Below are 14036 nucleotides of genomic sequence, written 5' to 3' on the forward strand. Positions count from 1 at the left end.
ATATATTATTATATATCAAATAATCTATTATTTTTGCAACAATCCTAATTCCCTAATCAATGAAAAAATTTCTACTTAGTCTATTTTTAATTTTAATTACAACAAATACGGTTTTTGCACAACGTGATACAGACCATTGGTTTGCCCCCTATTTTGACAGCTCATCAACTGACTATAAACATGCTTTATATTTTTCAACAGATTCGGTTACCCCCTTTGATGTAAAAATTTACAGCAATAATACCGTTATTGGAACAGTTACTATTAGTAAAAATAATCCTCAATCATTTACATTAAATGCTTCATTTATTAAAACAACAAGCTCTTCAAGCGCTCTAGTTCCAACAAATTTAGGTGTGTATACTAAAGGAGATAAACCTTATTTTACATCTTTAAGAATATTCAATAGCTCTCACGGAGAAATCATTACCTCAAAAGGAAAAGCGGGCATTGGAAATAAATTCTATGCTGCCGCCGCTCCTTTGACAGTTTCCTCAACAACGAATAACTTTACCACAGGGATAATGGCAACGGAAGATAATACAACCGTTACTATTTCAGGATATGATCCTAACATACAATTCATTAACAACACAACTCCTCCCCTATCATTAACTACAACTTTAAATAAAGGCCAGTCTTATATCCTGGCTGGTGTCGGAAATACAGTTGCCAACCAAACAGGATTTATAGGTTCAAAAATAGTTTCTGATAAACCAATTTCTGTTACTAATGGTAATTCTAATGGCTTTTATGCTACTATTGGAGGAGGTTTTCCTGATGGTTCTGATTTAATTATGGATCAATCTGTACCTACTGATCGTCTTGGAAATGAATTTGCCATGGTAAAAAGTATTTCTACCAGCCAGGATAATATGGAAGGTGGGATTATCGTTGCAACAGAAAATAACACTGAGATCTACCTTAATGCAGGAACAACACCTGTAGCAACGATTAATGAAGGAGACTACTATAGAATCTTGGCAAATGCATATGCCACTCAAGCCGGGGGACATTCTAATATTTATATACGTACCACTAAAAATGTATATTTATACCAATTAATAGGTGCTACTCAAGCCAACAATACAGGAGGTTATAACTATATCCCCCCATTAAACTGTTTTTTACCAAGAAAAATTGATGAGATTGGTAAAGTTCAGGAAATGCCTACTAACACTACCTACCCCGTCACTTTAAAACTTAACATTCTGACTGAAGCAGGTGCAGCTGTAACCGTAAATGGTACAACACCTACTGCAGCACAAGGACCATATCCACTTACAGGAAATACACAATGGGTAACTTATGCCATACAAGGAATTACAGGAAACGTGACTATTACATCTACCAAAGCCGTAACTGCTGGAATTAATGGTGGATATAGCACCGCCGGTTATGGTGGATATTTTGCTGGATTCTCTTCCATACCGGTAATCGCAAAACAAACGGGAGATTGTATTCCGGGAATAGTATTGGAAGTAGATGACAGTTTTGAAACTTATCAATGGTCATTAAATGGAAATCCAATACCAGGTGCAACTACTAATTCTTACACTCCGACTCAGGCAGGAAATTACACTGTAAGAATTACTGTGGGAAGCTGCCCTCCTGAAACAACCCCTCCTTATAAAGTATTTTCATGTCTTCAGCAATCCACAAAGTCATTGACTATGTGTGAAGGCTTTCAAGCTATTGTTCCTGAATTCACAAATTCAACTCAAACTTATGTTCCAGGAACTGTAACCATTGTAACTCCACCAGCTAATGGAACAGCTTCCATTGATCCTGTAACAGGAGTGATCACCTATGTTCCTAATTTTGGATATTTTGGTACAGATACGATCGTTTATAAGTTCTGTGGAAATGCTCCTGAGTTTATCGACTGTGAGCAGGTAACATTAACCTTAACAGTCTCATCAACACCAGTTGTAAATAATGCAGCATTAAGAACTTGTTTCCTTGAGCAAAATATCGCAACAGGTCTTTTCAACCTGACAACAGCTTCTGTAACAACGCAAACGGGTGTGACAAAGAAATATTATCCTTCGCCAACTGATGCTATTAATGGAACTAATGAAATTACAAACCCAACTGCTTATGTTGCCCCAACAGGAGTTGTATATATCAAAGTGATTAATGCAAATGGATGCTACAGAGTAGCTGAAGTATCTCTTACTGTACTTGCTCCGGTAAAATCTACAGTATTAGTTGACAAGATCATCTGTATGGAGGATAAAACGACCCTTGATGCAGGCCCTGGATTCGCATCTTACTTATGGAGTACTGGTGCTACGACCCAAACCATAACCAATGTAGGTGTTGGTACCTATTCAGTAAAACTAAAAACAGGAGAGTGTACTACATCACAAACTGTGAATGTATATGCTGCTGAACAGCCTGTTATTTCTAATGTTGATGTAACAAGTAACTCTATAACTGTTTCCGCTATAGGCGGAACTCCGCCATATAAATATTCGATAGACAATATCAACTGGCAGGATTCTAATGTGTTTAATAATATTGCCAGAGGTGATGTAATAGTGTACGTTAAAGACGCATATGATTGTGATCCAATTAATGTATCTGTTACAATTCCAAATCTTGTCAATGTAATTACTCCAAATGATGATGGAATAAATGATGTTATTGATTATTCATCTCTTTCCCATAAAACTAATTTGACCTTTAATATATATGATCGATATGGGGCTAAAATTTATCAGGGGGATAAAACCAACGGATATAAATGGAATGGAACAACCAACGGAAGCAAAAGACTATCTACTGGAAACTATTGGTTTGACATTAGCTGGAATGAGCCTAATAAAAGACAAACTCCAATAAAATATTCTGGTTGGATCTTAGTAAAAAACAGAGAATAACCTTTTAAAAATATCTATATGAAAACCACGATTTGAAATCGTGGTTTTTTTATTATTTTTTCAACATATTACTACTTTTTATTATTAAATTTGTCTTAAAAGCTGGTACTAAATGAAGAAAACTCTATCTTTTTTATTTATATTTTTTATTTTCACGTCTGTATTTGCTCAATTAGACAGGGAGCATTGGTTTGCCCCAATGGTAGATAGAACAGGAAACCCAAATCCTTATCAAAAATTATACTTGTCTACTAACCGAACAACCTCATTCCCGGTAAGTATTTATAATAATAACATTCTTATTGGCACTGTAAATATCAGTAAGAATAATCCTCAGAAATTTGATGTCCTTCGAGATTATATTATTACAACTCAGCAAACCGATCTCTTCACACCTACATCAAAAGGACTTTATTTAAAAGCAGAATTTCCTTTTTATGCTAATTTAAGATTCTCAGTTTTCAACCATGCTGAAATTATTACCTCTAAAGGTATTCCATCAACAGGAAAGACTTTTTATGCGGCCAACGCTCCACTTAGTATCAACAATATCATTTTAAATTTCATGACCAGTATTCTGGCCACTGAGGACAATACCACAGTTACTATATCCGGATACAAACCTACCGTACAATTTTCAAATGGGACAACCGGCGCTACTAATCCAACGATGACTTTTACACTCAATAAAGGAAAGTCATACATAATTGATGGAATAGGAGATATAGCAGGAAATTTCGATGGTTTTATCGGTGCAAAAATAGTTGCAAACAAGCCGGTCAATATTACGAATGGTAACTTTAATGGTCAATATGCCGGAAATTATCCTACAAGCTCAGATATCTTAATGGATCAGGCGGTTCCTGTTGACAGACTTGGAAATGAGTTTGCCCTTGTAAAGGGAAATGGAAGCATTGGCGCAAATATGGAGATGGCGCTTGTGATCGCCACTGAAGATAATACCCAAATCCGTGTTAATAATGAATTAGTGCCTATTGCTACAATAAACACAGGTCAATATTTTGTTATACCAGACAGCAAATATCAATTACAAGGAAATAATCACTATAATTTATATATTAAAACCTCAAAAAATGCATACATCTATCAAATGCTGGCAGGAACCTCTGCTTCAGTGGACGAGGTGGCCACGGGTGGTTTTAATTTTATTCCTGCATTAAATTGTTATCTTCCTAAACAGATAAATGAACTGGGTTTCATAGATGAAAACTTCGTTCATTCTAATAATAATCCAAATGGGATTCTAAACATCCCAACAAAACTTAACCTTATTACAGAAAAAGGCGCCAATGTTACCGTAAACGGGATCACCCCTCCTCCTACAACAGGTCCTTTTAATATGACAGGTACCAACAATTGGGTAACGTATGGAATACCCAATGTTACAGGAACAATTACTGTAGTTTCAGACAAAGCTATTACTGCGGGAATTAATGCGGGTAGTGACGCGGTAGGATATGGAGGTTTCTTTGCAGGATTTCCAACTCAACCAGTTATCTTGAAGTCTGGTGGAGATTGTGTTCCGGGGATTGTTCTTACAGTGGATCCTACTATTTATAATGCTTATCAATGGTATAGAAACGGAATTCTAATCCCTGGTGCAACTAATGTCTCTTATACTCCGACACAATCAGGAAATTATACCTGTGCTGTCACAATGGGTAGTTGTGCCCCTCTTATTACAGAACCTTATAAAGTATTAAACTGTACTAAACTGAGCACTGCTTCTTACAATGTATGTACAAGTCATACAATAACGCCAGCTTTTAGCAGTTCTCAACAAACTCCTGTGGTTGCAACCATAGCTGTAACAACCCCTCCTACATTAGGAACAACAACGATAAACCCTACAACAGGTGTGATTACTTATAATGTTACTAATCCAGGTACAGCAGGAACCGATACATTCACCTATACTTTTTGCGGTAATGATCCGGATTTTCCGGATTGCGAGACTGTGACCGTAACAATAAATATTCAGGTTTTAACCGTGACTGACACCTCTCTTTCTGCCTGTGATATAAATGGACAGGGAACCTTTAATCTTACTTTGGCAAACGTGACCAACAACAGTCCTGTAACGATTACTTACTATCCTACACTTCTGGATGCACAAACAGAAAATGCAGCAGCATTAATTACCAATACAAACTCCTACACAGCAACAAATGGAACTGTTGTTTTCGCAGTGGTAAAAAATCCTTCCGGCTGTAAAAGTATTGCTAAAATCACCCTCAATCTTTATCCTGTAGCTATTGTTTTGCAAAACTATAATGGAATCTTCTGTGATGATAATTTTGATGGTATCGTTACAGTTATTTTATCTAATATCACTCCTTTGGTACTCACCAACAGCACTTACTTTACAAATGTAAGATATTATGCTAGTTTGGTCGATGCAAACGCGGGAGGTACAAATAATTTACCTAACACATGGAGCTTCAGTGCCTCCACCATTATTTATATAAGAGTAGACTCACCGGATGGATGTGCAAAAGTTGTTCAACCATTAACTTTTACAATCGGAGCCAGGATACCTTTAATTAAAGACACAGTTACAGAAAGCTTTTGTGATGATGATTTAGATGGTATCAAACAGGTTGATCTAGGTGCATATATTACACAATTTACTACAGATCCTCTCGTAACTTTTAGTTTTCATGGAAGCTTAAGTGATGCCCAAAATAACATCAACCCGCTTAGTAATCCGGTAACGATAACAGGTACCCAGACTATTTATGTAAGGTTTGAAAAGCCTGGTGTATGCTCGCAAATAGGAAAGATTATAATGACTATAAAAACTCCTAAGCGATCAGATATACTTAATGATGTAATTATCTGTCCTAACACAAAAACAACACTGGACGCCGGCTCTGGTTTTGAAAGTTATCTTTGGAGTACTGGTGCTACTACCCCATCTATTTCTAACGTACCCGTAGGAAGTTACTGGGTAGACCTGCAATATAATGGCTGCATTTACAAACAACATGTAAATGTCATTGAAGCGGAGTCTCCAACTATTGTCTCGATAAATATTAATGGAACCACTGTGACAATTGGAGTAAGCGGAGGAACTCCCCCATATCAATATTCGCTGGATGGTGTTAGCTGGCAGACCTCAAATGTCTTCCAAAATTTACCTCGGGGAAGTTACATTGTCTATGTAAGGGATTCAAAAAGATGTAATGACGTTCAAAAACCTTTTACTATTATTAATCTTATCAATACGATCACTCCAAATGACGATGCCCATAATGATAATATTGACTATTCTGCATTAATGACAAAAGACAATCTTGAATTTAGAATCTATGACAGATATGGTGCAGAAATCTTCAGAGGAACCTCCTCCAATCGTTTTACATGGGATGGAAGATTAGGCGGAAGACCTGTAAATACGGCAACTTATTGGTACACTTTAAGCTGGACTGAGTCCGGAACCATAACCACTACATTAGTAAAATATTCAAGCTGGTTGCTTGTGAAAAACAGGTAGTTAATCACTGTAGTTTTTATCTAAACCGGTTTTAAAATAAAGGTTATAACATTCATTAACAATTATGAACCAAAGTTTAATATAACTTTAACCTGTTTTCACTATCTATATAGGTATAAATTGAGGTAATTCTGTGTAATTTTGCCCATTGTATGAAGAAACTTATTACTTTATTGCTATTGGTTTTTATAGCTAAGATCAATGCCCAAATATATTCAGGGGAAGTATTCCTCAGAGATAATTCAATATTATATCTTAATCAGGTTTATGTAACCAATCTCAATACCCAAAGAACTGTTCTTACAGATTATAATGGTGACTTTAATATTCAGGCTAATCCTGGAGATATTATCCGTTTTACATCCATTGTAACAGAGCGAAAAGACATTCAGCTTACCCCACAAATGTTTGGCGCTAAAAGTTTAATCGAATTGAAAATAGCTTATCATGATATACAGGAAGTTGTAATAAGCAGATTCAAACCTACAGGAAACCTAAGATACGATGTGAATGCACTTGCAAAGAAGGACAAAGCACTTGAATTGAAAAAGGTAATTGGTCTTCCAGAACCTAAGGGAGATGGTAATCCTCCTCAGCTCCCTGTAGCTGGTCTTCGAGATGGTGGATTAACTTTCAGTCTTGAAAGTATTTATGATATATTATCCGGAGAAAGAAAGAAGAAGCAACGTTATGTTGCCTATGAAAACATGAACAATTCTGTTACCCAGATAAAGAATTATTTAGGTAAAGATTATTTTGTGAAGTTTAAAATTCCTGAAAATCTAATTGATAACTTCTTACAATTCGTCTATTCTTCGGAAAATATACAGCCATATATCCAGGCAGGTAATTTCGAAGCAGTAAAAATCCCAATAGAAAAATATTTACCAATCTACCAAAGAAGATTAAAGAACTCTCATCTTCAGGATGTTATAAAATAATTCTCAATAAATAGGGATATTTTTAAGAAATATTTGTTAATAAATAATATATTCTTAATTTTATCTCACGAATGAGTGTTAAATAAAAACAACACTATTTCGTTATTACATAAGAGACTAACTGACCTGAATGCAAATTAAGGAGAAACACCAAATTTTTAACTTAATATTTGTCAGATGAAAAAGTTACTTTTATTCTTTTTTACTACCCTATTTATAGGTCTTTCTGCTCAAAAAAAAGGAAAGGACTACACCAACATTGTGAAAAGTAAGAACATTTACGAGATCAATGCCTTTTTGAGAGATGCCCATCCCGATGATCCGCGTAGATCAGTTTTAAAGCCTCGGGTGATGGAGATGATGAAGGATTATATAAAAAATGCACATCCCGAAGATCAAAAGGTAAAGGAAATGCAGGAAATGCTTGCATTACTTAAAAGGCGACCTTCCACTAAGATTACTTTTGATGAAATGAATGCTATCATTAAGCAAAAGCAAATCGCCAAATACAAAGCAGAATTAGCCGCTAAACAATCTACTGTGGTTTATACTCCAAGTAACGCAAAGAATGCCATCGTTGTCAATACATCATCCACTACTGTAGCTATTCCGGATGCTGAAGCTGAAGAGTTTAATATGTTGATGTCCGTTTCTCCTACAGAACACAAAAACAAAACTGTACAAATACTGAACTCCCTTTTTGATAATGATCCTATGACTAAAGAATGTATCGTTCTCATAGAGAATAAATCCGACTGTAACATTATTGTAAGAATGGAAGGAATCGGTACTACTAAATACAGACTAGCAGTTCCTGCTCACAATGAAAGCTCTGTTGTTATACCAAAAGGAGATTACCTCTTTACCAGTCTTGTTTGCGGGGCTCAGTACGCTTCTCAAAAAACAATTCAAAAACCACTAATGGTTGCTCTGGGTTCTTCGGATTCCAAATAGATCAAAAACAAAAAAACAAAACGTCTTTTACAGGTAAAAAAGAAACGTATTATACATATAATTCGTTATTTTTGCCAGATTTTCATTTATACTCATGGGCAAAAATAAAATAGCAAGATTCGAAGAAAATAAAATATTACCTAACGTTATTCAACCTACAAGAGAAGAAGCTTTAAATGGCTTCGAACTTAAGGGAAAGTGGAGAACAAATTTCTTCAAGAACGACAATCCTATTGTTCTTGAACTAGGATGTGGAAAAGGTGAATATTCAGTAGGTCTTGCCAAAACATTTCCTGAAAAAAACTTCATAGGAATAGACATTAAAGGGGCAAGATTTTGGTTCGGCGCGAAAGAAGCTGTAGAAAATAATATGTCTAATGTTGCTTTTTTAAGATCCCAGATAGAATTAGTCGATAATTTTTTCGCAGAAAACGAAGTAGATGAGATATGGATCACCTTTCCTGATCCACAGATCAAATACAGACGTACTAAACACAGATTAACTCATCCTGATTTTCTGGAGCGTTATAAAAAATTCCTAAAACCTGGTGGAGTCATTCACTTAAAAACTGATTCTGAATTCTTACATGGATATACTCTAGGTTTTTTACAAGGAGCCGGTTATGAAATCATCTCAGCTCATCATGACATTTACGGAGCACCTGAATATGATCCGGATACAAAACACTTAAGAGATATAAAAACATATTATGAAGAACTCTTTTCCGCAAAAGGAAAAACTATTACTTATATAAAATTCCGAATAAGTTAACCCCTAAATACATTTGATGAAAAAAAAAATTTTAGCAATCTTATTCTTCTCTTTCTTAACTCCCACATTCATTACTGCTCAAAAGAGCAAAAAAAACATCTTAAAAAGCACAAACATTAAGGAAATTGAAGAATATCTCAAACACGCCCATCCAGAGGATCCAAAAAGAAGCATTTTAAAACCCCGGCTTATTGCCTTAAAAAACCAGCAATGGACATTAGGTAAAAAGGATGCTAAACCAATGGCTTCCAGACCTATTATTTCTGAAATGCCACATAAAAATTCAGATGATGCTGAAGAATTTAAAAGATTAATTACTAAAAGTTCTGACAAGCACAAAGACAAGACAGTTAAACTTCTTAATACCATGTTCAACGAGGATATTACACGAAAAGAATGCATTCTACTGTTTAGAAATAATTCCGATTGCAATCTTGTATTAAAGATTAAAGGTGATCATTTCTACAATTTGGCAATTCCCGCTAATGATGAAAATTTTATTGTTATAAAGAAAGGAAACTACACTCTTGAAAGCAATGTATGTGATTTAAAATACCATACTAAGAAGGAAATTAAAAGAAATATAATTCTAACTATAAACAATAGTGATTAGGTAGGGAATGATAATTTCATAAATAAAAAGTAAAATCTTACATTTACTGTTCAAAAATTTATATGAAAAAGATACTAACCTTTTCTGGCATTATTGCATCGTTGGCATTAGTTAACTGTAGTGTTAATTACAACAATTACCCTGTAAGAAAAACCTATCCTACTAGTACCAATGCAAATTCAGCTGCTAGTACAGAGAGAGAATATAATGAGTTATTAAAAACCTACAAACCTGAAACGACTCAAGTATTAAATGATCTCTTAAACGATTCTTCCGGCAGCACGCAAACATCTTTTTCTGTAGAAAATAAATCTCCTTGTAATATGGTTCTTACCATCACTGGGAATAATTATTATAGAAAAATACCTATTGGTGCAAACAAAATAGGATATGTAATGCTTCCAAAGAACCAAAGTTATAAGGTATCGGGAATGGTATGTAATTCAGTGTACCAGTCTACTAAATTCATTTCAAGTTCTTATTCAATAACTTTATCTAATTAAAAAAAGAAATACAATAAAAAAGCCACTAATTAAAATTAGTGGCTTTTTTTATATTAAAGAAAATCCTTAATTATTCTGCATCGAAATCAGCATCTGTATCAGCAGATACTTTTTCTCCTTCTTCTTTAGATTTTTCTTTGTCAGCTTTTCTCTGAGATTGACCATCTCTGATAGAATCTGAAACAACATTCAGGATCATATCGATAGACTTAGAAGCATCATCATTTCCAGGAATAACGAAATCTACTTTTCTAGGATCAGAGTTCGTATCAACGATACCGAAAACTGGAATACCTAATTTCTTAGCTTCAGTTACTGCGATGTGCTCTCTTAAGATATCAACTACAAATATTGCAGAAGGAAGACGAACCATGTCAGAAATAGAACCTAAGTTCTTTTCAAGGTTAGCTCTCTGTCTGTCTACCTGAAGTCTCTCTTTTTTAGATAAAGTTTCGAATGTTCCATCTTTCTTCATCTTATCAATAGAGTTCATTTTCTTAACAGCCTTTCTGATAGTAACAAAGTTTGTTAACATACCTCCTGGCCATCTTTCTGTAATATAAGGCATATTAAGTTCTGAAGCGTGCTTAGCAACAACTTCTTTTGCTTGCTTTTTAGTAGCTACAAAAAGAACTTTTTTACCTGCAGAAGTAAGTTTTTCTAAAGCGTTACATGCTTCATCTAATTTTACTGCTGTTTTATGTAAGTCTACAATGTGAATACCATTTTTCTCCATAAAAATGTATGGAGCCATATTTGGATTCCACTTTCTAGTCATGTGACCGAAGTGTACACCAGCCTCTAAAAGGTCTTTTACATTTGCTTTTGCCATGTTTTCTGTTTTTGTTAGTTTACTTTCCGTCTTTTAAACAATCAACAACTTCTTTAGATGGGAGAAGCGTTTGGATGCTAAACGTAACGGGCAATTGGCGGTTGGCTTTTTGCTTATCGCAATTGGCTTTTCGCCGAGATTAAGTTTAAATAAAATTTAATACATTTCTGTAGCCAATAGCTATAAGCCATTTGCCAACAGGAAATCTTAACGTTTTGAGAATTGGAATCTCTTTCTTGCTTTTTTCTGACCTGGCTTCTTTCTTTCCACCATTCTTGCGTCTCTTGTAAGTAAACCAGCTGGCTTTAATGCTAATCTGAACTCAGCGTTGATTTCGCATAAAGCTCTTGAAATACCTAATCTGATAGCTTCTGCTTGTCCTGTATTTCCACCACCGAATACGTTTACGGTAACGTCATACTGACCAACAGTTTCAGAAAGGATAAATGGTTGATTTAATTTGTAAACCATTACGTCTGTAGAGAAATAATCTTTAGCATCTTTACCGTTTACTGTAATATTACCAGTACCTGGTTTTACGTAAACTCTTGCTACAGAAGTTTTTCTTCTACCAATTTTATGAACTGTAGACATATTAATTATTTAAATTCGTTAATATTAATTGTTTTAGGCTGTTGAGCTTCATGCTTGTGCTCAGTTCCTTCATATAAATAAAGGTTTTTGAATAAAGCAGAACCTAATCTGTTTTTAGGTAACATACCTTTTACAGACTTTTCTAATACTTTCAAAGAATCTTTCTTTTGAAGTTCAGCCGCAGTCATAGATTTTTGACCTCCTGGATATCCTGTATGCCAGATATAAGTCTTATCTTCCCACTTGTTTCCGGAAAGCGTAATTTTCCCAGCATTCAAAACAATAACGTTATCACCACAATCTACGTGAGGTGTAAAGTTTGTTTTGTGCTTACCTCTCAAAATCTTTGCAACCTGAGAAGCTAGTCTTCCCAACGGTTGTCCTTCAGCGTCTACCACAACCCATTCTTTATTAGCAGTAGCTTTGTTCGCTGAAACAGTTTTGTAACTTAATGTATTCACACGTTTTAGTTAAAGATTAAACATAATTTTCCCTCTAAGGGTGTGCAAAGATACAAATTAAATTTGTAATGGAAAAACATATTTCATTTAATATGCAGGTTACATGTTTTGCTTAAACGATTCGACAGATTTTATCTATGAAAAATATTCTTGGCACAGATATTGCAAATTCATATTCGATGAAAAAAAAGTTTTAGAAGATTCTAAAAACACAGGTGATAAAGTAAAGAGTTTAGCTACTAAACTCTTACTTTATTAACTTTTCCACAAAAATTCATCAATACGCTTACCAATTAAACATTCTTAAAATTAGATTTTACATAAAATTCATGTAAAAAATTATTTTTCTTTTCCGAAATAATTATATTTGCCGCAAAGCCATAATAATCATGAGCCACGGAAAAACAAGAGAAGAAAAAAATTGTCTTAACTGCGGACACACAGTAGAAGAAAGGTTCTGTCCTCATTGTGGACAGGAAAATACTGAACCACGCCAACCATTTTATTTTCTTTTCACTCATTTTATTGAGGATTTCACCCATTATGATGGTCAATTCTGGAAAACCATAAAGTATTTACTTTTCTATCCGGGAAAATTAACAAAAGAATATCTTTCAGGAAAGAGACAACTATACGTAGCTCCTGTTAAGTTATATATATTTATCAGTTTTTTAACCTTCTTTATTCCTACTCTTTTTCCACAATCTGAAAATCCAGATGAGGAAAACGCAGAAAAACATTCTGTACAAAAAGAGAAAGAAAATAAAAAAATTCAAGCAGCCCAGATATCCGACAGTATAAAAAACCAAATCATCAGAGAAAGTGGTGCGGATAGTACCATAGTGAAAAGTATATCAAAACTTGATAAAATTGAAGAGGTACTTTCAAAAAAGGAAATTATAGATACTGACCGGGATCAATTTGCAATATTAGGCGCAACTAATATGAAGCAGTATGATTCAATGAGTGTAAAAGGAGGTAAAAATTACAATACTTTGAGACCATTTGCTAAAAAAATATTTCACTTACAAGACAGAGGGTTAAAAAGAAAGGAAATAGTTGGCCGTTTTGTAGACACATTTATACATACATTTCCAAAAGCCTTATTCGTCTATTTACCTATATTTGCATTTTTCCTATGGCTTTTTCACAGTAAGAAAAAATGGTGGTATTTTGATCATGGCATATTTACCTTACATTATTTCTCCTTCATTCTCTTAAGCTCACTCATTTTCATTCTTTTCGGCCATTTAGTAAAAATGATACCGGATTATAAAATCTTCCAAACAATTTTCAGGTTATTTTATGTTGTATTGTTCTTTTATACCTCTGCTTATTTCTTTATTGCTCATCACAGAGTATATGAAAGCAGTAAAAGAAAAAGTATTTTAAAAGGTTCTATTTTGTTTATAATCAACTGTATCGGACTACTTTTTATGCTTATGATATTATCATATATTAGCTTTATCATGATGCACTAGTTGCGTAAAGACTTGCTTCCTCTAAAACTGGCTATTAAGTAATAGGCAACAAACACAGTTGAAAACTTAAGTATAGATGGAATTGCAAGCTTCAAATCAAAAATAAGAGCTCCAATCAATACCAAGACACCCATTGCCGCAAAAGACAATCCGAGTTTTTGTGGCAGTGTAAAATTGGGAGTATCTAAATAATAAGCCAGGCCCCAGGCAAAACCAAAAGCAATAGCATAGTATAAATCAAGACCGGTATTCAGGCTGCTTAAAAAGAAATAATTGATAAGAAAACTCACCACAGTCCCAATTGTAAAATAAATCAACGCTTTCTGCATATAATAGTATATTCTGCAAAAGTAAATAAATTACTTATTATTTCTATGTATCCTATTGAGTAAATGGCGAATCTCAAAATCCACGAAAACACTTAATCAACTGAGTTAAAGAAGTATAAAGTTAAATCTTATGTTCCGTATTATTATTATATTT

The 14036-nt window shown here is 34.2% G+C and carries 12 protein-coding genes; 8 read left to right on the forward strand and 4 right to left on the reverse strand.

Annotated features, from left to right (window positions below):
* The first annotated feature begins 59 nt into the window (after positions 1 to 59).
* The 7 genes from JHL15_RS20820 (at position 60) to JHL15_RS20850 (ending at position 10185) form a co-directional block, all read left to right on the forward strand.
* Positions 60 to 2885 carry a T9SS type B sorting domain-containing protein gene (locus JHL15_RS20820; protein WP_200249006.1) on the forward strand — a complete coding sequence of 942 codons (2826 nt, stop codon included), beginning with the start codon at positions 60 to 62 and terminating at the stop codon, positions 2883 to 2885.
* 112 nt (positions 2886 to 2997) lie between these two features.
* A complete protein-coding gene (locus JHL15_RS20825) occupies positions 2998 to 6402 on the forward strand; it encodes a T9SS type B sorting domain-containing protein (protein WP_200249010.1) in 3405 nt (1134 codons plus the stop codon).
* Positions 6403 to 6554: 152 nt separating this feature from the next.
* Positions 6555 to 7343 carry a hypothetical protein gene (locus tag JHL15_RS20830; protein ID WP_200249013.1) on the forward strand — a complete coding sequence of 263 codons (789 nt, stop codon included), beginning with the start codon at positions 6555 to 6557 and terminating at the stop codon, positions 7341 to 7343.
* Positions 7344 to 7520: 177 nt separating this feature from the next.
* Positions 7521 to 8297: a DUF6759 domain-containing protein gene (locus tag JHL15_RS20835; protein WP_200249015.1), complete on the forward strand. Its 777-nt coding sequence runs from the start codon at positions 7521 to 7523 to the stop codon at positions 8295 to 8297.
* Between the two features lie 94 nt (positions 8298 to 8391).
* Entirely contained in the window at positions 8392 to 9069 is a 678-nt protein-coding gene (gene trmB / locus JHL15_RS20840) for a tRNA (guanosine(46)-N7)-methyltransferase TrmB (protein ID WP_200249018.1), read from the forward strand.
* Positions 9070 to 9085: 16 nt separating this feature from the next.
* Entirely contained in the window at positions 9086 to 9682 is a 597-nt protein-coding gene (locus JHL15_RS20845) for a DUF6759 domain-containing protein (RefSeq protein WP_200249021.1), read from the forward strand.
* Positions 9683 to 9744: 62 nt separating this feature from the next.
* The gene (locus tag JHL15_RS20850) at positions 9745 to 10185 is read left to right on the forward strand and encodes a DUF6759 domain-containing protein (RefSeq protein ID WP_200249022.1); all 441 of its coding nucleotides are present in this window, start codon (positions 9745 to 9747) and stop codon (positions 10183 to 10185) included.
* A 70-nt stretch (positions 10186 to 10255) separates the two neighbouring features.
* On the opposite strand, the gene rpsB is transcribed toward JHL15_RS20850, so the two are convergent.
* The 3 genes from rpsB to rplM all read right to left on the reverse strand — a co-directional run bounded on the left by rpsB (position 10256) and on the right by rplM (position 12072).
* Positions 10256 to 11017, reverse strand: a complete 762-nt coding sequence (gene rpsB, locus JHL15_RS20855) for a 30S ribosomal protein S2 (protein ID WP_089027985.1) — start codon at positions 11015 to 11017, stop codon at positions 10256 to 10258.
* 207 nt (positions 11018 to 11224) lie between these two features.
* A complete protein-coding gene (rpsI, locus tag JHL15_RS20860) occupies positions 11225 to 11611 on the reverse strand; it encodes a 30S ribosomal protein S9 (protein WP_172280899.1) in 387 nt (128 codons plus the stop codon).
* A 5-nt stretch (positions 11612 to 11616) separates the two neighbouring features.
* Positions 11617 to 12072 (reverse strand): 50S ribosomal protein L13, encoded by a 456-nt coding sequence (rplM, locus tag JHL15_RS20865; RefSeq protein WP_089027987.1) that lies wholly within the window; start codon positions 12070 to 12072, stop codon positions 11617 to 11619.
* A 389-nt stretch (positions 12073 to 12461) separates the two neighbouring features.
* Here rplM and JHL15_RS20870 point away from each other — a divergent pair, with 389 nt between their 5' ends.
* Positions 12462 to 13553: a DUF3667 domain-containing protein gene (locus JHL15_RS20870; protein WP_200249023.1), complete on the forward strand. Its 1092-nt coding sequence runs from the start codon at positions 12462 to 12464 to the stop codon at positions 13551 to 13553.
* On the opposite strand, the gene JHL15_RS20875 is transcribed toward JHL15_RS20870, so the two are convergent.
* Positions 13550 to 13882, reverse strand: coding sequence for a hypothetical protein (locus JHL15_RS20875; RefSeq protein WP_200249024.1), 333 nt, complete (start codon positions 13880 to 13882; stop codon positions 13550 to 13552). The two genes, JHL15_RS20870 and JHL15_RS20875, sit on opposite strands and share 4 nt — an antisense overlap.
* Positions 13883 to 14036 lie beyond the last annotated feature (154 nt).

The organism is Chryseobacterium paridis (assembly GCF_016595215.1).
In the GTDB taxonomy this organism is placed as follows: domain Bacteria; phylum Bacteroidota; class Bacteroidia; order Flavobacteriales; family Weeksellaceae; genus Chryseobacterium; species Chryseobacterium paridis.

Excerpts from the sequence above, each read along its gene's own strand:
- trmB (WP_200249018.1), top strand. The coding sequence starts at position 8,392 with ATGGGCAAAAATAAAATAGCAAGATTCGAAGAAAATAAAATATTACCT.
- JHL15_RS20845 (WP_200249021.1), top strand. The coding sequence starts at position 9,086 with ATGAAAAAAAAAATTTTAGCAATCTTATTCTTCTCTTTCTTAACTCCC.
- JHL15_RS20820 (WP_200249006.1), top strand. The coding sequence starts at position 60 with ATGAAAAAATTTCTACTTAGTCTATTTTTAATTTTAATTACAACAAAT.
- JHL15_RS20850 (WP_200249022.1), top strand. The coding sequence starts at position 9,745 with ATGAAAAAGATACTAACCTTTTCTGGCATTATTGCATCGTTGGCATTA.
- JHL15_RS20875 (WP_200249024.1), bottom strand. The coding sequence starts at position 13,882 with ATGCAGAAAGCGTTGATTTATTTTACAATTGGGACTGTGGTGAGTTTT.
- rpsI (WP_172280899.1), bottom strand. The coding sequence starts at position 11,611 with ATGTCTACAGTTCATAAAATTGGTAGAAGAAAAACTTCTGTAGCAAGA.
- JHL15_RS20835 (WP_200249015.1), top strand. The coding sequence starts at position 7,521 with ATGAAAAAGTTACTTTTATTCTTTTTTACTACCCTATTTATAGGTCTT.
- JHL15_RS20870 (WP_200249023.1), top strand. The coding sequence starts at position 12,462 with ATGAGCCACGGAAAAACAAGAGAAGAAAAAAATTGTCTTAACTGCGGA.
- JHL15_RS20830 (WP_200249013.1), top strand. The coding sequence starts at position 6,555 with ATGAAGAAACTTATTACTTTATTGCTATTGGTTTTTATAGCTAAGATC.
- rpsB (WP_089027985.1), bottom strand. The coding sequence starts at position 11,017 with ATGGCAAAAGCAAATGTAAAAGACCTTTTAGAGGCTGGTGTACACTTC.
- JHL15_RS20825 (WP_200249010.1), top strand. The coding sequence starts at position 2,998 with ATGAAGAAAACTCTATCTTTTTTATTTATATTTTTTATTTTCACGTCT.